Genomic DNA, 16,994 nt, shown 5'->3' with positions numbered 1-16,994 from the left:
CCGCCCGATGACGCACGCCGTCGGCCGCCGGAACCGGCGGACCACCGGCCGGACAGGAGCAGGAGCGCCGCCGCTGTGACACCGGACGCCGGAACGCCTCGTGGGGAGGCCAGGACCCCGGACCCCGGTGTCCGGCAGGACGCCGCCGAGGGGCAGCACGTCCCCGGAGCCCCCGACTTCGGGGTGCGCCGCACACTCGCCCGTACCGCAGGGGGCAAGGCGGTCGACGTCTACCGCCCCGGCCCCGGAGCGCCGGACCGCGGCCCCACCGCACTGCTCTGGCACGGCATCGCACCGGACGAGCGCGACATCCTCGGGCCGCTGGCCGCCACCGTGGCCCGGGCGGGGCTGCGGGTGTGCGTCCCCGACTGGCGCTCCGACGCCCCCGACGGCGGGCGCTCCCAGCTGCTGGACTCCCTGGCCTTCGCCCGGGACTTCGCCGCCGGCCACGGCGGTGACGCCGAACGGTTCGTGCTCGCGGGCTGGTCGGCGGGCGCCCCGGCCGCCATGGGCGTCGTCCTGCGCCCCGGAACGGCCGACGGCCCGCGCCTCGCGGCCGTCGTCGGCATCGGCTCCCGCTACGACCGTCCGGCCCGCACCACCGGCACCGTTCCGCTGGAGGACATCGCCGCCATGGAGGCCTCGCCCGTGCCGGAGTCGGCCGTCCCGGTGTCGTCCGTGCCGGTGTGGCTCGTGCACGGCACCCACGACACGGTCATGGGGAGCGAGCACACGGACGCCTTCGCCGCGGCCCTGGAGGCGCGCGGTTGGCCCGTCCACCGGGAGGATGCGGCCACCGACCACGCGGGCGTCATCATGACCGAGCACGATCCGGCGCGGGACCGCTGCGTCCCCGCACGGGCCGGGCATGCGATCCGGGGCGGTCTGCTCACCGCGTCGGTGCTCCTGCGGGCGGCAGGGCTGCTGGGGCAGGCGGAGGGGCAGGGCTTCGAGCCGGGCCCGGTGTGACACCGGGCCCGGGGTCCGGCGTGTTGTGTGCCGGACCCCGGGCCGACCTGCCGGCGAGCGGGCCTCCGGCCCGACCCGGAGCCCCCCACGGCCCCGGGTCCGGCCCGGCTTCGGGCTCGCCGCCTGTGATGTGGTCCGCCGACCCCGAACCCGAACCCGGCCCGCCACGCACGTCGTGTCAGCTGGTCCCCAGGTCACCGGGGACGGCGTCCTGCAGCGACGTGTGCCAGTTGGTGACGACCGGCCTGTCGACCGTCATGCTGCCGGTGGACAGGCTGACCGGGTCGGCCTGGTCGTCCCCGGACACCTTGACGATGATGCTGTCGAGTTCCTTGCCGTAGTCGTTGTTGGTGGTCTTGGGGTTCACCCCGGCATAGGCGACGGTGCCGCCGCTCAGCTTCACCTGCTCGGTGAGCGCCTGCTCGGCCGGTCCCGCCTCGGTGCCGTCGGACCCGAACGCCACCACCGGATGATGACCCGGCAGCGTGCAGGTGATGCCCGGCTTTGCCTTCACCGAGAGGAGGATGTAGCCGCCGGCCTGGGTCTTCGACGTGGCGGTCCAGGACAGGTCGTTGGCGCCGCAGACCTGCCCGTAGCCGTCCTTGTCACCGCCCCCACCGCCGCGCGCGACGGACCCACTGCCGTTGTCACCGGACTTGCTGCCCGTCGGGCCCGAGCCGGTCCGTCCGGAGCCCTTCGTCTCGGGGCCCTTCGCCTCGGAGCCCGCCGGAGCCGAGCCATCCGCTCCGGAGTCCTTCGACGACGCGGCCGCGGACGACGAAGAGCTGCCCGCGTCGTCCTTGCCGCCGTCGCCCTGGCAGGCGGTCAGCGAGAACGCGGCGGCGGCAGCCACGGCCACGAGGCCGGTGGTACGGAACGGGCGGGTATGGCGAGCTGTCTTCACAAGGTCCCCCATGGGTGTCGGATACGGCCCGGCCGCCCGCTCCCGCAGGCGCCCGGCCGGACTCGTGGTAGGTCGGCAGTCTCGGCCACACTGCGATCGCGGATGACCGAGGATTGTTCACGACGTTCTGTGCAAGGCATGTCACCGTTCGGCGCACGGGTCCGCCGAGGCGCCGGACCGCCGCGAGCCGGTGGCGGACACGACGGCGAGGGCGGGCAGCGCGAAAGGGGGACGTGGGACGGGCGGTGGACGCCTCAATCCTGCGGCGCGGCGCCCCCGTTCCGGATCAGCCGTCCAGCCGACCCGGGCGGCCCGCCGGCGGCTCCGTATCGGCCGAAAGTCGGAGATGGCGGGCGGCGGGGCGGCGGCGTGGCCGTAACGTGAGGCAGCGTGATCCCCACTCTTTTACCCAGCTCTCCTCTCCGCCGGGCGCTGTCGGCCATGGCGGCCGTCCTGGTGTTCGCCCTGCTCGTCGCCGAGGGAGCGGCCACGGGGTATGTGCCCACGGCCGTCGCGACCGTCGCCACGGGGGCGCTGTGCGTGGGGGCGCTCGTCGTCCCGGTCGGCCGCTTCCCGGTGGCTGCTGCCGTCGCCGTGGCGGCGTCCGGCGCGCTGTCCGTCGTCACCGTGCAGCTCACCCACCGGCCGGAGGTCACACCGGGGGCGGCGGAGCTGACGGCGCTGCTGCTGCTCGTGGCCCGTGCCGTACGGACGGCACGCCCGGCGTCCGCGGCGGCCTTGTCGGCCGCGGGCGGACTGGCCGCCGGGCTGCTGCCGCTGCGGCTGCCGCGCGCGGAGTACGTCAACCTGACCGAGTTCGGCGAAGCCGTGATCTTCTTCTCGCTGGTGCTCGCGGTCCTGCTCGGCCTCTTTCTGCGGCTGCTCGACACCGTCCGCGCCCGCGAGCGCGAGGCGGACCGGCAGGCGCAGCGGCTGGAGTACGCGCGGGAGCTGCACGACTTCGTGGCGCACCACGTCACGGCGATGGTCGCGCAGACGAAGGCGGTGCGGTACGCCTCAGCACTGGGTCACGCGCCCGCGCCCGACGACCTCGACCGGATGCTGGCGGGTATCGAGCGCGCGGGGTCCCAGGCGATCGAGTCGATGCGCGACATGGTCTCGGTGCTCCGCGCGCCCGGTGAGGGCCCGGCCGCCACACGCCCGGCCGGAGACCTGGACGGGGAACTGCGAAGCCTCACCGAGGAGTTCACTGCCGCGGGCCCGGCCACCGCCGAGGTGTCCCTCGCCCCCGAGCTGACGGGAGCGCGACACGGGCTCCGTCCCGAACTGACCACGGCCGCACACCGGGTGGTGCGGGAGTCGCTGACCAACATCCGCAAGCACGGCGAGGGGGTGCGGTGGGTGACCGTGGACGTACGGCCGTCGCCCGGCGGGACGCTCACCGTGACCGTCACGGACGACGGCCGCGCACCGGCCCACGCCACGGCGGCGCGGGCCGCCGGGACGGCAGCGACGGCGGACGGCAGCGAGGCGTCCGGCCGGCCGGGCTTCGGGCTGACGGGGCTGGCCGAGCGCGTCGGGACGCTGGGCGGAACCTTCACGGCGGGCCCGCGCGAGGACGGCACCGCGGGATGGCGGGTCGCTGCCGAACTGCCTCTGGAATCATGGAAACCGTGAAGGGGAAGACGATCCGCGTGCTGCTCGCGGACGACCAGGAGATGGTCAGGGCGGCCTTCCGGATGATCCTCGACGCCCAGCCCGACATCGAGGTCGTCGCGGAGGCCGCCGACGGCGCGACGGCGGTCGCCGAGGCGCGCCGCCTGCGCCCCGACGTCTGTCTTCTCGACATCCGCATGCCGGAGCTGGACGGCCTGGAGGCCACCCGGCGGCTCGCCGGTCCCGAGGCACGGCACCCGCTGAACGTGCTGATCGCCACCACCTTCGACCTCGACGAGTACGTCTACCGGGCGCTGCGCAACGGGGCCTGCGGGTTCCTGCTGAAGGACGGCTCTCCCGCACTGCTCGCCGAGGCCGTGCGCGCGGCGGCGCACGGCGAGTCGATGATCTCTCCGTCGGTCACGGTGCGCCTGCTCCGCCATATGACGCCGCCCGCCGCCTCCGCGCCCGCGAAGGCCACCGCGCCGGTTCCCCCGCCCGCGAGCGGGCCCGTCGGTCCGCTGACGGAGCGGGAGTTGCAGGTCGTACGGCGCGTGGCGCGCGGGCGGACGAACGAGGAGGTCGCGGCGGAGCTGTACGTCACCCTGTCGACGGTGAAGACACACCTGGGCAACGTGCAGCGCAAGCTCGACGCCCGCAACCGCGTCGAGATCGCCGCGTGGGCGTGGGAGTCTGGCCTCGTCGGCTAGTGCTCCCGTCGGAACGCGTTGCGTGACCTGGCCTTCTTCGGCAGCGGCAGTGCCGGGCGGTGGCTTGGTGGCGTCCGGGCCAGGGGACCGGGCCGGCACAGCTCAAACGCGCCCTATGACCGGTGTCCGGTACGTCGCACCGGCGGCAGCGCACGCCGGGCCGGCCGGGGCGGACGGGCGGGGCGCCGCGCAGGCCGCGGTGACGGTGGCGGTTGCGGGGTCCGTCGGGCCGCCCGGGGCGGCCGACGAGGCGGCTCCTCCGCGGAGTCGTCGGTGAGCCGGGACGCCACGACGGAGTCGATCCGCAGGTCGCGATAGTCCACCGCGGTCCCGACACGGTCCGGCAGACGGGAGCGCACGCTCCGCGACACCGATGCCCGGTCGGGGCTGCCGTGGAAGCGCACCTCGACATCCGGCACCGCGCCGAACCGCAGCCGACGGGCCCGGACCGAGGCGAGCAGCGCGACATCCCAGGTGTCCGGGTCCGAACCGGCTGTGCGGGCACGGCCGTTCACGATTCCCACTCCCGTTCCTGGGTCTGCGCAACGTGCACCTGCTGCTCCTGCTCCTGCTCTTGCTCTTGCTCTTGCGACTACTCCTGCTCCTCCGGCGCCTACTCCCGCAGCTCCGGTGACTACTCCTGCTCCTCGTCGCGCTCCCGCTTGCGGCTCGTGCGGCGCTCGGCCTTGCCGCGGGTCGTCCGGGTGGTGCGCCGGCCGGAGTCGTCCGGTTCCGTCGCCGTCGAAGGGGCCCGTCGGCTCTTCTTGCGCTCCGAACGGGCGGCTTCGCCGGACTTCTTCGTGCCCGCGGTCCCGGTCGTCTTCTTGGCTGCCGTCTTCTTGGCGCCGGACTCGCTCCTACCTCCGGTCGTCTTCTTGGCGCCGGCCTTCTTCTTGGTCTCGGTGGCCTTCTTGCTGCCGGCCGCCTTCTTGGTGCGGGTGGCGTTCGCCGTCCGGCTCGCGGCCCCGGTGACCCGGTCACCGGCCTGTTCCACGGTCCGGCCCGCTGCTCCGCCCGCGCCGCGTCCGACCGCTCCGGCCGTTTCCCCGGCGCCCCGGCCGACCTCCTCCACGGTCTCCCCGGCGCCCCGCCCCACGTCCTCGACGGCCTCGCCCGCTCCGCGTCCCACGTCCTCGACCGCTTCGCCCGTTCCCCGCCCGATGCCCTCGACGGCCTCGCCCGCGCCCTGCCCCACGTCCTCGACCGCTTCGCCCGCGCCCCGTCCGACGTCCTCGACGGCTTCCCCCGCACCGCGGCCGAGTTCGCCCACGGCTCTGCTCGTGCCCGTGCCGACCTCCTGGACCGCGGAGCCCACCCCGCGCGTGATCTGCTCCAGGATCTCCGGGTGCTGATCGATCGTCTGGAGCACCCGGTCGATGATCCCCGCGACATGACCGAGCCGGACCTTCAGCAGCGCCTGCGCCTCCACGCCCTTGATGCCGAGCTGAACCCGGCCCAGCGCGACATCCGCGCCGACATGGAGCTTCAGCAGATCGAGCACTTCGGCCTGGAGCGATACGCGAGCGGTGAGGTTCTCCACCTCCAGCTCGATCTCGTCGACCTTGAGCACCGGGACGTCGAGCAGCACGTCCGGCTCCTCCTCGGTCCCCGGGAATTCCTCGTACCCCTCGTCCGGGGCCTCGGCGTCCTCGTCCATCCTGCCGTCCTCCGGCGTTGTGGCCCGCTCGCGGCGCCCCCTTCCGGGCGCCGGCTCCGCGGGCCCGGCTCTCCCCTCTTGCCAGGGTAAAGGCGACAAAACACCCGGCAAGGCGGGCGAACGCGCGGTGACGGGACGGGTGCATACCGCTGAAAAAGGGCCGGTCGGGCAGGGGTGGCGGCGGTCCATCACCTTATTCGCCCGCTTGTCCGATTGTGTCGTACGATCATGACTCACTTCGACGAGGGCACGTCACCCACTGACGCGGCTCTCCTCCCTGGGGGGAAACAACACCATGCATGTGCGCAGAACGCTCGGCGCTCTTGCGGGGGGTGCCGCGCTGGCCCTGCTGCCGCTGACCCCGGCACAGGCGGAACCGGCGGAACCGCCCGTTCCCGCACCGGCCCCGGCCGGTGCCGACGCCCGCGCCTCGGCACATCCCGACGCTCTCGCCTCGGCGCGCGCCGAAGCCCACTGGACTCCGGCCCGTATGCGCGCCGCCCGGCCCGTGGCGGAGGACCGGAACCTCAACGGGGCGGCGTCCGTGCGGACTTCCCGATCCGGCGAGCAGCGTGCCGCCCGGTCGCCGGGCAAGCCCTTCGAGGGGCTGCCGATGGCCGGCACCTTCTTCTGGCAGGACGGCACGGACACCGGGCGCTTCTGCAGCGGCAGCGTCGTGACCAGCCCCGGCAAGAACCTGGTCATGAGCGCCGGTCACTGCTTCGACGGCAAGGAGGCACGGAAGAACCTGACGTTCGTGCCCCAGTACAACAACGGGGCCAAGCCGCACGGTGCGTTCGCGGTCGACCCGGGCCGGATCTACGTCGACAAGCGGTACCTGGCGAAGGGGCCGGACAAGGCGGCCGACCTGGACTTCGCCTTCCTGCGGCTGGAGCCGCGGGCCGGGAAGAACGTGCAGGACGTCGTCGGCAGCGTCGACCTGATGACCGACCCGGGCTACGTCCACGACGCGGTCCGGCTGACCGGCTACCCCGCCAACCGCACCGGCCCGCTGGACTGCTGGGACCGGACGACGCGGTACGACAGCACCGACCCCGGCATCCCCGGCAGCTTCCTCCGGATCGAGTGCGACGGGTACAGCGGCGGCACGTCCGGCGGCCCGTTCCTGGTCCGGAAGGGCGAGGGCTGGGGCCTCATCGGCGTCATCGGTGGCTGGAAGACCGGGGGCGACAAGGCGGACGTCTCCTACAGCTCCTATCTGGACGCGGACGCCAGGGCGCTCTACGAGGCCGCGGTGGCGGGCAAGCCGCCGGCCGGGCGCGGAGTGCTGGGGACCGCCGGGACCTGGAAGCACGCCGACGTGCTGGCCGGCGGGCACTTCGCCGGCGGCAACCCGGGCGGCGAGGACTACTCCGACCTCCTCGTGCGCTGGTCCGACGGCGAGCTCAGCATCTACCGCGGAGCCGGTGAGGGCGGCGGCACCTTCGACAAGGAGATCCGCGTCCTCGGCCCCAACGGCACCTGGAAGAACGCCGTTTCCGTGACGGCGGGCGACTTCACCGGGGCCGGCCGGGACGACGATCTGCTGGTCCGCTGGATCGACGGTGAGGTGACGCTGTACCCGGACGTGGACGAGAAGGGCCTCCACGGAGAGGTCCAGCTGCAGAAGCCGGATTCCCGCTGGAAGCGCGCCGCCTCCGTCACCGCCGGGCGCTACACCACGACCGACGACCGGGCGAACGACCTGCTCGTCCGCTGGTCCGACGGCACCGTCACGCTCTTCACCGACGTCGACCGTGAGGGGTTCCACGACGAGAAGAAGCTCGCGCCGCCCACGGGCACCTGGAAGAACGCCGCAACGCTCACCTCCGGGGACTTCACCGGCACCGGACAGCACGACCTGATGGTGCGGTGGTCCGACGGGGAGCTGACCCTCTACCCGGACCTCGACCAGGACGGCTTCCACGGGGAGAAGCAGCTCGAGGCCCCGGGCGCACCGTGGAAGCAGGCCACCGTGCTCGCCGCCGGTGACTACACCGGGAACCACCGGGCGGACGACATCCTCGTCCGCTGGTCCGACGGCGCCCTCACGCTCCGCCCGGGCGCGGGGGAGGCCGGCGGCGGCCGGGAGACCGTCCTGGTGCCCCACCCGGCGGGCTGATCCGACGGTCCGGCGGAACGGCCGGTCCCGGAGCGGCGGAGGAGCGCGTTCCGGGACCGGCTCTCCGTACCCTGCGTGGTTGCCCGCCGACGGCACCCCCCGGCCGGCGCCGGTGACCCAGCGCGAGCGCGGACCCCGGACGGTCACCGCGCCCCGGCTGGGCCCGGCCGCGCCCCGTGGGGAAGGCGGGCCCGACCGCCGCGGACCGCCCGGTACGAGGTGCATCATGGGAGTAATGCGCCAGCCAGTCCGGGAGGGACGCATTCGTGATCGACGGGATCGACGGGATCGACGAGTTCGACGAGACGGACAGCGGTGGCCTGCGGCTCGACCGGGCAGGACAGGCCGAGGCGTTCGATGCCATCGGCGACCGGTACGACGAGGCCTTCCCGCACAAGGACGGACAGGTCGCCGCCGCCGAGTGGCTGATCCGGTCCCTGCCCGCCGGGGCCCGGGTGCTGGATCTCGGCTGCGGCACCGGGCTGCCGACGGCCCGGCAGCTGACGGATGCCGGGTTCGACGTCGTCGGGATCGACCTCGCCGGCGGGATGGTCGGGCTCGCCCGGCAGCACGTGCCCGCCGCCACCTTCCACCAGCTCGACATCGCCGATCTGAGCCCCGACGGCCCGCGGGACCTGGGCCGGTTCGGCGCGGTCGCCGCGTTCTTCTCCCTGCTGATGCTGCCCCGGGCCGAGATTCCCCTGGCCCTGAAGACGGTCCACCACCTGCTGGTCCCGGACGGACTGTTCGTCCTCTCGATGGTGGAGGCCGATGTGGACTACTTCTCGATCCCGTTCCTCGGGCATGTCATCCGCGTGTCCGGCTATCTCCGGGACGACCTGCGCACGGTCGTCGAGGAGGCGGCGTTCGAGATCGTCGACGAAACCTCCTACACCTATGCCCCCGCCATCTCGGACGTGCCGCCCGAGGAACAGATCTTCCTCACCTGCAAGCGGCTCGGCTGAGAGCCCCGGCCTGCCGCGGCCCCCAGCAGCCACCGGGCGCAACGACAACGAACGACGCGACGACAACGAAACGACGCGACGGCACGGACAACGAAACAGCGCGACGACACGGAATGCCGAACGATCCCCCTAACGGATATCCAGTAGCGGAACGACGCGAGTGATGGAGCCCCCGACCCCCCACGAAGCACCCCACGGACCGGGCCCCGGAGCCGACGGACCTGCCGGCGCCCCGGGGCGGGGGAGCGCTGCGGCAGTGCCCCAGGGCACCGGGGTCGGTTCACCGCACCAGCCGCCCGGCCCGCCGGGCACCGCCGGGCAGCCGTCCCCGTCCGCGTCCCCGTCCCGGTCCCCCTCCCCACCGCAGCCCCGGCCGTTCCCACCGGTCGGCCGTGCGGACAGCGAGCAGCCCGGCCGGGTGCGGCCGGGCGCGGTGGTCCCGGGCGACGAGGCGCTTCCCCCGGCACCGGCCACCGGGGCTCCCGTGGCCGCTCATCTGCCGGACCCGTCGGAGCCCGCCGCCGCACAGCAGACCGACCGCCTCCGCTACCTGCAGACGGCGACCCGGCAGATCGCCCGCGGCATCGACGTGGGCGAGACGCTGTGCGAACTGTGCCGGGCCGCGATCCCCGTCTTCGCCGACGCGATCCTCGTCCACCTCCGCGAGCCGCTGCCCGTCGGCGACGCCCCCGCCGGGACCCCCCTCGCACTGCGGCTGTACTGCATCGCCGAAGGGCCGGAGGAGCCGGTCACCGACGTCCGTCCCGGCACCTCCGGGTTCTCCGGCCTCACCGTCACCGATCCGCTCGCCGGGACGCTGCTGGACGGCCAGGCGGTGTTCGGCGACGACCCGGAGCTCCGGTCCACCGCCGCCGACCTGCTGGAACCGGTGACGAGCGTGCCGGAGACACCGCTGGACCGGCGGCTGATCGTCGCCCCGCTGCTCGGCCCCCGCCACCTCATGGGCACCGTCGTCCTGCTCCGCGTCCCCGACCGGGCGGCCTTCACCGAGGACGACCTGCTCGTCGCCTCCCAGCTCGCCGCCCACTCCGCGTTCGGGGTCGACAAGGCGGTGGTCTACGGGCGCGAGGCCTCCGTCGCGGACGCGCTCCAGCTCACCATGCTGCCCTCGTCCCTCCCCAGCACCACCGGTGTCCGGCTGGCCAGCCGGTATCTGCCCGCCGCGGAGACCGCGCAGGTCGGCGGTGACTGGTACGACGCGATCCCGCTGCCCGGCAACCGGGTCGCCCTCGTCGTCGGGGACGTCATGGGCCACTCCATGACCTCCGCCGCGATCATGGGTCAGCTGCGCACCACCGTGCAGACCCTCGCCGGGCTCGACCTGCCGCCGGACGAGGTCCTGCACCACCTCGACGAGCAGGCACAGCGGCTCGGTACCGAACACATGGCGACCTGTCTCTACGCGATCTACGACCCCATCTCGCACCGGCTGCTCGTGGCCGACGCCGGCCATCCGCCGCCGGTGCTGCTGCACCCGGACGGCACCGGCGAGGTGCTCCAGGTGCCGCCGGGCGCACCGATCGGCGTCGGCGGCGTGCCCTTCGAGTCGGTGGAGATGCCCGCCCCCACCGGCGCGACCCTGGTGCTCTACACCGACGGCCTCGTCGAGTCCCGGGAACGGGATGTGTCGACCGGGGTGGAACTGCTGCGCGCCCGGCTGCACGCCGCCGCGCAGGCCGTCCCGGCGCCCCCGCTGGAATCGCTCTGCGACGAGGTCCTGGACATCCTGGGACCCGGGGCGCGGGACGACGACGTGGCCCTGCTCGCCGCCCGGTTCGACGGCTTCCCACCGCTCAACGTCGCGTACTGGTTCCTCGGACCGCATGCGAAGACCCCCGGCCGCGCGCGGGAGCTGACCCGGCGGGCGCTGGAGCGCTGGGGCCTGGAATCCATGCTGGACACCACCGAGCTGATGGTCAGCGAAGTGGTGACGAACGCCGTGCGGTACGCCTCCCGGCCGATCGCCCTGCGCCTGCTCCGCACCGATGTGCTCCGCTGCGAAGTGGGCGACGACTCCCCGCAGGTCCCCCGGATGCGGCGGGCCCTGGCAGGGGACGAGGGCGGACGCGGCCTGTTCCTCGTCGACCACCTGGCGCGACGCTGGGGAGCGACCCGGCTCAGCACCGGCAAGGTGGTCTGGTTCGAACAGCCCATCCCCGAGGAACAGCGCAGGGGCGGCCCGGAGGCGGCGTGACGGGGCGGGGGTGAACGTCCGCGACCGGGGGCTCCTGTGAGGGCTCCGAGCCGGTTGGGGGTCCAGCCGAGGTGAGCCCTGGAGCCGTCGCGAGATGATCTTGAAGGGTGATCCCTGCCTCTCCCGAACTCGACGAACGGGGACGCGACTTCCTCTCCGGCGTCTGATCTCAGCAGTGCCCAAAGAAGCGGCGGACGATCGGTTCCAGGTAATCCGCCTGTGGACCGGACAGAGCGGCCAGTTCATCCGGTGAGCGCACCAGGGCGATGCCGTCGAGTTCAGGTTCGCGGCCCTGGGCGCACTCGGCTGCCGCGGCAGCGGTGAAGTCCGCGCGCAGCGTTGCCTCGGGAAGGGCCGGGGCGAGGTAGGTCAGGCCGACACTGCCGTTCTCGCCACGGGTGACGACCCACAGCTTCAGGTCCCCGGGCGCTGCGCCGGTCCCCAACTCCTCGACGAGTTCCCGTGCGGCCTGGCCGGCCAGTGCCGACTCGTCCAGCACCGCCCCACTTTGGGGAGGCTCCACTGACCCTCCTGGCAGCTGCCAGCGGCCCGGGGCGGCCGTAGAGGGCGACATCCTCGCCACCAGCACACGGCCGTCGTCGGTCGGCTGGACGACGTTCACGAACAGTGAGGGCAGCGCGGTGGCACCGGGCACGCGACGCAAGGCGTAGTGCCGGTAGGTCACACGCACCCACGACAGACGCAGGGCGCGCGGGCCCGTCCACTCCAGTCCCCCACATGCCACCACAGGCCCGTCGAAGAGGGTGGGGTTGGCCCGGACCGCCATGTCCCACACCCGGTCCCGGGCCTCAGCGTCCCGGGGCGGTAGCGGTGGCTCCGCGGCTTCGGCCAACAGGAGCCGTTCCACCTCGAGGAGTTCAATGCCCGCTGGGGGCAGTGTCTCGGTCACCGGCCCATCGTAGAACCAGCCTCGGCTCGCGTCCCTTGCCGTGCCGACCGGCACCTCAAGGAACGGTCGAGCGCCGCCGAGAACCTGGCCGATCCGACGCCCGGCCGGGCCCGGCAGCCCCGCTCCGGCCCGCCGGACCCGCCCCCTACGTCGTGCCGGCCTCAGCCCTCCAGTGCCGCCCGTGTCGCCGCCCGTGCCCGCTCGCGGTCCTCGGCCACCAGGCCGATCCGGGTGCGGCGGTCCAGGACGTCGTCCTCGTCCAGCGCCCCCTCGTGCCGGACGGCCCACCGGAGTTCGGCCCCGGTGACGTCCGCGGCGACCGGCTCCAGCAGTGCGGGGTCGTCCGCGGCGTCGGCGAGGACGGCCTCCGCCTCGCTGCCGTACCGGGCGACCAGGCGTGCCGGTGCGGACGACGCGGCCAGCCGGCCGGGGGAGGCGGCGCCGATCAGCGGCAGGGCCTGGGTCCGGCACGGGCCCGCCGCGAGCCCGGCCCGGGCGATGCCCGCGTCGACCGCGTCCTCGGCCATCGCCCGGTAGGTGGTGAGCTTCCCGCCCACCGCGGTGATGACCCCGGAGGGCGAGGTGAGGACGGCGTGCCGACGGGACAGGTCGGCGCTGCGGCCGCCGCCGGAGTCCAGCAGCGGGCGCAGTCCCGCGAACGCGCCGATGACCTGTTCGCGGCTCAGCGGCGTCGCGAGTGCCCGGGAGAGCACGCCCAGCAGGAAGTCGATGTCCTCGCCGGGGGCTTCGGGAACGTCGGGCACCGGGGTGTCGAGCGGCTCGTCGGTGAGGCCCGCGTAGACCCGGCCGTCGGACTGCGGCAGCGCGAACACGAACCGGTTGGTCTCACCGGGGACGGGCACGGTCAGCGCGGCCGTCGGGTGGCCGAGCGCCGAGGCGGGGAGCACCACATGGGTGCCGCGGCTGGGCCGCAGCCGTACGCCCGGGGCGAGGGTGTCGGCCCAGACTCCGGTGGCGTTGATCACGCAGCGGGCCCGTATCTCCAGCCTCTCCCCGGAGAGTTCGTCCCGCAGGACGGCGGCCCGCCCGTCCAGCTCCACCGCGCCGCACCGGGTGAGGACGTGCGCTCCGTGCGCGGCGGCCGTGCGGGCGAGGGCCACCACCAGCCGTGCGTCGTCGGTGAGTTGGCCGTCGTAGGAGAGCTGTCCGCCGCGCAGCCCGGCCGGGCGCAGGGCGGGGGCGAGCGCCAGGGTGAGCGCCGCGGAGATGCTGCGGGAGGCGGGCAGGTTCCGCGCGCCGGCGCCGGCCGAGAGGCGCAGCGCGTCGCCGAGCAGGAAGCCGGTGCGGGTGGTCGCCGCCCGGAGCCGGCCGGTGTCCCGGTGGACCGGGAGCACCATGGGCAGGGCGCGTACCAGGTGCGGGGCGGTGCGGCTCATCAGCAGGCCGCGCTCGCGGGCGCTCTCGTAGGCGATGCCGACATCGCCGGTGGCCAGATAGCGCAGCCCGCCGTGGACCAGCTTCGAGCTCCAGCGGCTGGTGCCGAACGCCAGGTCGTGCTTCTCGGCGAGGACCACGCTCAGGCCCCGGGACGCGGCGTCCAGCGCGATCCCGGTGCCGGTGACACCTCCGCCGACGACCAGGACGTCGACGGTCGGCCGGTCCCCGAGCAGGTCCAGGGACCGCGCCCGCCGCGCCGCGTTGAGCGAGCCGGGACGGTCGGCGGGGCTGTGGGCGGGGCTGCGGGTCATCGCGAGGCCTCCAGCGGTTGCAGGTATCCGTCCAGGAGCCGCCGCAGCCCGGCGAGCAGCCGGTCGTCGGACAGCGTGTCCTCGACCAGGCGCCGGGAGGTGGTGACGGACTGGACGGTCAGAAGCACGAACCGGGCGAACTCGTCGGCGTCGCCCTCCCGTACGGAGCCGTCGGCCTGCCCGGCCTCGATCTCCGCGCGGAGCAGCTCCAGCGCCGCGAGCTGACTGGAGCCGAGCCGGTGGAACACGTACGTCGCCAGCACATCCGTCTCGGTCTCCACGAAACGGTTGAACAGCGGGTGCCCCCAGAGCGCTTCGACGGTGCCGGTGCACTGGCCGATCAGCCGCTCCCGGGCCCGGGCGTCGGGGGAGGGGGGAGTGCACGCCGCGATGACCGCCCGCAGCTCGCGGGTGAGCAGATCGCCGACGAGCGAGGAGATGTCGGGCCAGTGCCGGTACACCGTCGGGCGGCTGACGCCGGCGCGGCGGGCGACATCGGTGAGCGTGGTGCGGCGCACTCCGTAGGCCTCGATGCACTGCCGGGCCGCATCGAGGATGGCGTCCTCTCTTTTACGCATTGACGTCATGTGTAACACTGTACTGCATGACTCGTCCCCACCACCGCGTCGGTGAGATGGCCTGGAACGCCTGGGGCGACCCCGGGCAGGCCCGCACACTCAACGACTCCGTACGCCAGTTGATCGGTCAGGCCCTGGGCGTCTCGGCCACCGCGCCCGCCCCGGTCGCCGAGAGCGATCTGACCCTCCCGCCCAGCGCGCTGTCCGAACCGGTGCTGGCCGCCCTGACCGCCGTCGTCGGCGCCGACCAGGTGCTCACCGACCCGGCGTCCCGCATCCGGCACACCGGCGGCAAGAGCACCCCCGACCTGCTGCGCCGCCGGGCGGGCGACGTCTCCACCGCCCCCGACGCCGTGGTGTGCCCGGGCACCCACCAGGAGGTCGAGGAACTGCTCGCCGCCTGCGCCTGGCACCGCATCGCCGTCGTGCCCTTCGGTGGCGGCACCAGTGTCGTCGGCGGAGTGGAGCCGCTGCGCGGCACGTTCGACGCCGTGGTCAGCCTGGACCTCCGGCGGCTGGACCGGCTCGTCCGGCTCGACGAGGAGTCGGGCACCGCCACCCTGGAAGCCGGACTGCGCACCCCCGAGGCCGAGGAGCTCCTCGGCGCCCACGGCCTCACCCTCGGTCACTTCCCGCAGAGCTTCGAGTACGCCACCATCGGCGGCTACGCCGCCACCCGCTCCTCCGGCCAGGCCTCCGCCGGCTACGGCCGCTTCGACGACATGGTCGTCGGCCTCCGCGTGGCCACCCCCAAGGGCACCCTCGACCTCGGCCGCGCCCCGGCCTCGGCCGCCGGCCCGGACCTCCGGCAGCTCTTCCTCGGCTCCGAGGGCGTGCTCGGCGTCATCACCGAAGTCACCGTCCGCGTCCGGAAACTCCCGGCCGAACGCGCGGACGAGGCCTGGTCCTTCCCCGACTTCGCCACCGGCGTCGCCGCCGTGCGGCAGCTCGCCCAGAGCGGCGCGCTGCCCACCGCGATGCGCATCTCGGACGAGACCGAGACCTTCGTCAACGCCGCCGTCGCCGGCGCCGAGGCGCCCCCCGGCTGCCTCACGGTCGTCAGCTACGAGGGCACCGCCGAGCAGGTCGCCGAGCGCCGCGCCGCGGTGGGCGGCCTGCTGCGGGAACGCGGCGCGACCGCCCTGGACTCCGAGACCGCCACCGCCTGGCGCCGGTCCCGCTTCTCCGGCCCCTACATGCGGGACGCCCTGCTGGACATCGGCATCCTCACCGAGACCCTGGAGACCGCGGCCTCCTGGTCACGGCTCGCCAAGCTCCGCGAACAGGTGACCCGGGCCCTCACCGAGAGCCTCGGCCACGACGGGCCGGACCCGGTGGTCTTCTGCCACCTCTCCCACGCCTACCCGTCCGGCGCGAGCCTGTACTTCAGCGTCGCCGCGGCCGCCGGGGACGCTCCGGAGGCCAGGTGGCGCGCCGCCAAGCAGGCCGCCGGCGACGTCATCGCCGCCAACGGCGCCACGATCAGCCACCACCACGCGGTCGGCAGCGACCACCGCCCGTGGATGGAGGACGAGATCGGGCAGCTCGGCGTCGAGGTGCTGGCGGCGGTCAAGAGCGCGGTCGACCCCGTCGGCGTGCTCAACCCGGGCAAGCTCATCCCCACGGTGTCATGACCGGCCCACGCGCCGCCGTCCTGTTCAACCCGGCCGCCGGGCGGGGCACCGCCCGGCGCGTCGCCGAACAGACCGTACGGCAGCTCGGCGCCGCCGGCTGGCAGGCCGAGACCGTCACCGGCCGGGACACCGCCGGGACCCGGGCCCGGGCGGCGGAGTCCGTGGCGTCCGGTGCCGAGGTGCTGGCCGTGGTCGGCGGCGACGGCATGGTCAGCATCGGCCTCCAGGCGGTCGCCGGGACCGGCACCGCCCTGGCGGTCGTCCCGGCCGGCACCGGCAACGACTTCGCGCGCACCCTCGGCATCCCGCGCGACGACCCGGCGGCAGCGGCGCGTCTCATCACCCACGGTGTCCGCCGGAGCGTCGACCTCGGCCGCTGCGGCGACCGGTGGTTCGGCACGGTGCTGACCTCCGGCTTCGACTCCCTGGTCACCCACCGGGCCAACAGCATGACCTGGCCGCGCGGCCGGGCCCGCTACAACCTGGCGATCGTCGCCGAACTGGCCCGGCTGCGCCCGCTGCCGTTCACCCTCCGCGTCGACGGCCGCCCGGTGGAGACCGACGCGACCCTGGTCGCCGTCGGCAACGGCCCGTCGTACGGCGGCGGCATGCTGATGTGCCCCGGCGCATCCCTGTCCGACGGCCGTCTGACGGTGACCGTGGTCGAGGCGGTCGGCCGGAGCCAACTCGTCCGGGTCTTCCCCCGTGTGTACAAGGGCACCCACACCAGCCACCCCCGGGTCCGGACCTACACCGGCCGGACCGTGGAGATCGACTCCCCCGGGGTGCTCGGCTACGCCGACGGCGAGCTGGTCGGCGACCTGCCGCTCCGGGCGGAGTGCGTGCCGGGGGCGGTGGAGGTCATGGGGCCGGCTGTGCAGTGATCGTGCCGAAGTGACGGGTGCCGCGTGTGATCACGAGCCCCGGGGGCCGGGCGCGTCAGGGGTGGCCGGAACCCCGCGGCGCGCCCGGCCCGGGGGAAGGATGCCGCTGGCTGGGGCCGA

General features: G+C 74.2%; 14 protein-coding genes. 8 read left to right on the top strand and 6 right to left on the bottom strand.

What is annotated here, in order from left to right:
- Positions 1–75: 75 nt before the first annotated feature.
- Positions 76–969: an alpha/beta hydrolase gene (locus tag ACFYYR_RS29110; RefSeq protein WP_388859976.1), complete on the top strand. Its 894-nt coding sequence runs from the start codon at positions 76–78 to the stop codon at positions 967–969.
- Between the two features lie 178 nt (positions 970–1,147).
- Here ACFYYR_RS29110 and ACFYYR_RS29105 read toward each other — a convergent pair whose 3' ends face one another.
- Positions 1,148–1,885 (bottom strand): DUF4232 domain-containing protein, encoded by a 738-nt coding sequence (locus tag ACFYYR_RS29105; RefSeq protein ID WP_388859973.1) that lies wholly within the window; start codon positions 1,883–1,885, stop codon positions 1,148–1,150.
- Between the two features lie 378 nt (positions 1,886–2,263).
- Between ACFYYR_RS29105 and ACFYYR_RS29100 the strand changes: the two genes are divergently transcribed.
- Positions 2,264–3,511, top strand: coding sequence for a sensor histidine kinase (locus ACFYYR_RS29100; RefSeq protein ID WP_388859970.1), 1,248 nt, complete (start codon positions 2,264–2,266; stop codon positions 3,509–3,511).
- The gene (locus ACFYYR_RS29095; protein ID WP_388859967.1) at positions 3,499–4,200 is read left to right on the top strand and encodes a response regulator; all 702 of its coding nucleotides are present in this window, start codon (positions 3,499–3,501) and stop codon (positions 4,198–4,200) included. The genes ACFYYR_RS29100 and ACFYYR_RS29095 overlap by 13 nt, the downstream gene beginning before the upstream one ends.
- A 113-nt stretch (positions 4,201–4,313) precedes the next feature.
- On the opposite strand, the gene ACFYYR_RS29090 is transcribed toward ACFYYR_RS29095, so the two are convergent.
- Together ACFYYR_RS29090 and ACFYYR_RS29085 are read right to left on the bottom strand one after the other, a co-directional pair.
- The gene (locus ACFYYR_RS29090; RefSeq protein ID WP_388859964.1) at positions 4,314–4,724 is read right to left on the bottom strand and encodes a hypothetical protein; all 411 of its coding nucleotides are present in this window, start codon (positions 4,722–4,724) and stop codon (positions 4,314–4,316) included.
- Positions 4,725–4,834: 110 nt separating this feature from the next.
- On the bottom strand, positions 4,835–5,857 hold the full coding sequence (locus ACFYYR_RS29085; protein ID WP_388859961.1) for a hypothetical protein: 1,023 nt from the start codon (positions 5,855–5,857) through the stop codon (positions 4,835–4,837).
- 295 nt (positions 5,858–6,152) lie between these two features.
- On the opposite strand from ACFYYR_RS29085, the gene ACFYYR_RS29080 reads away from it, so the two are divergent.
- The 3 genes from ACFYYR_RS29080 to ACFYYR_RS29070 all read left to right on the top strand — a co-directional run bounded on the left by ACFYYR_RS29080 (position 6,153) and on the right by ACFYYR_RS29070 (position 11,159).
- The gene (locus tag ACFYYR_RS29080; protein WP_388859958.1) at positions 6,153–7,979 is read left to right on the top strand and encodes a trypsin-like serine peptidase; all 1,827 of its coding nucleotides are present in this window, start codon (positions 6,153–6,155) and stop codon (positions 7,977–7,979) included.
- A gap of 266 nt (positions 7,980–8,245) precedes the next feature.
- The gene (locus ACFYYR_RS29075; RefSeq protein WP_388859955.1) at positions 8,246–8,944 is read left to right on the top strand and encodes a class I SAM-dependent DNA methyltransferase; all 699 of its coding nucleotides are present in this window, start codon (positions 8,246–8,248) and stop codon (positions 8,942–8,944) included.
- A 163-nt stretch (positions 8,945–9,107) separates the two neighbouring features.
- The gene (locus ACFYYR_RS29070; protein ID WP_388859952.1) at positions 9,108–11,159 is read left to right on the top strand and encodes a SpoIIE family protein phosphatase; all 2,052 of its coding nucleotides are present in this window, start codon (positions 9,108–9,110) and stop codon (positions 11,157–11,159) included.
- A gap of 169 nt (positions 11,160–11,328) precedes the next feature.
- Here the strand turns inward: ACFYYR_RS29070 and ACFYYR_RS29065 are convergent, their stop codons facing one another.
- The 3 genes from ACFYYR_RS29065 to ACFYYR_RS29055 all read right to left on the bottom strand — a co-directional run bounded on the left by ACFYYR_RS29065 (position 11,329) and on the right by ACFYYR_RS29055 (position 14,365).
- Positions 11,329–12,069, bottom strand: coding sequence for an NUDIX domain-containing protein (locus tag ACFYYR_RS29065; protein ID WP_388859949.1), 741 nt, complete (start codon positions 12,067–12,069; stop codon positions 11,329–11,331).
- Between the two features lie 161 nt (positions 12,070–12,230).
- Positions 12,231–13,778, bottom strand: coding sequence for a glycerol-3-phosphate dehydrogenase/oxidase (locus ACFYYR_RS29060; protein ID WP_388859946.1), 1,548 nt, complete (start codon positions 13,776–13,778; stop codon positions 12,231–12,233).
- Positions 13,775–14,365: a helix-turn-helix domain-containing protein gene (locus ACFYYR_RS29055; protein WP_351508508.1), complete on the bottom strand. Its 591-nt coding sequence runs from the start codon at positions 14,363–14,365 to the stop codon at positions 13,775–13,777. Before ACFYYR_RS29055 ends, ACFYYR_RS29060 begins: the two co-directional genes overlap by 4 nt.
- Positions 14,366–14,382: 17 nt before the next feature.
- Here ACFYYR_RS29055 and ACFYYR_RS29050 point away from each other — a divergent pair, with 17 nt between their 5' ends.
- Both ACFYYR_RS29050 and ACFYYR_RS29045 read left to right on the top strand, forming a co-directional pair.
- A complete protein-coding gene (locus tag ACFYYR_RS29050) occupies positions 14,383–15,990 on the top strand; it encodes an FAD-binding oxidoreductase (RefSeq protein ID WP_388859942.1) in 1,608 nt (535 codons plus the stop codon).
- Positions 15,987–16,874, top strand: a complete 888-nt coding sequence (locus ACFYYR_RS29045; RefSeq protein WP_388859939.1) for a diacylglycerol kinase — start codon at positions 15,987–15,989, stop codon at positions 16,872–16,874. The genes ACFYYR_RS29050 and ACFYYR_RS29045 overlap by 4 nt, the downstream gene beginning before the upstream one ends.
- Positions 16,875–16,994: the final 120 nt, after the last annotated feature.

The sequence above is a fragment of the Streptomyces sp. NPDC001922 genome (assembly GCF_042891165.1).
In the GTDB taxonomy this organism is placed as follows: Bacteria; Actinomycetota; Actinomycetes; order Streptomycetales; family Streptomycetaceae; genus Streptomyces.
Note: the sequence above shows the minus strand (reverse complement) of the source record. Positions and strands in the feature narration are given on the sequence as shown.

What these genes read in the sequence shown, in the direction of transcription:
- ACFYYR_RS29105 (WP_388859973.1), bottom strand. Translation starts at nt 1,885, where the DNA reads ATGGGGGACCTTGTGAAGACAGCTCGCCATACCCGCCCGTTCCGTACC.
- ACFYYR_RS29095 (WP_388859967.1), top strand. Translation starts at nt 3,499, where the DNA reads ATGGAAACCGTGAAGGGGAAGACGATCCGCGTGCTGCTCGCGGACGAC.
- ACFYYR_RS29085 (WP_388859961.1), bottom strand. Translation starts at nt 5,857, where the DNA reads ATGGACGAGGACGCCGAGGCCCCGGACGAGGGGTACGAGGAATTCCCG.
- ACFYYR_RS29080 (WP_388859958.1), top strand. Translation starts at nt 6,153, where the DNA reads ATGCATGTGCGCAGAACGCTCGGCGCTCTTGCGGGGGGTGCCGCGCTG.
- ACFYYR_RS29070 (WP_388859952.1), top strand. Translation starts at nt 9,108, where the DNA reads ATGGAGCCCCCGACCCCCCACGAAGCACCCCACGGACCGGGCCCCGGA.
- ACFYYR_RS29060 (WP_388859946.1), bottom strand. Translation starts at nt 13,778, where the DNA reads ATGACCCGCAGCCCCGCCCACAGCCCCGCCGACCGTCCCGGCTCGCTC.
- ACFYYR_RS29055 (WP_351508508.1), bottom strand. Translation starts at nt 14,365, where the DNA reads ATGACGTCAATGCGTAAAAGAGAGGACGCCATCCTCGATGCGGCCCGG.
- ACFYYR_RS29050 (WP_388859942.1), top strand. Translation starts at nt 14,383, where the DNA reads ATGACTCGTCCCCACCACCGCGTCGGTGAGATGGCCTGGAACGCCTGG.
- ACFYYR_RS29045 (WP_388859939.1), top strand. Translation starts at nt 15,987, where the DNA reads ATGACCGGCCCACGCGCCGCCGTCCTGTTCAACCCGGCCGCCGGGCGG.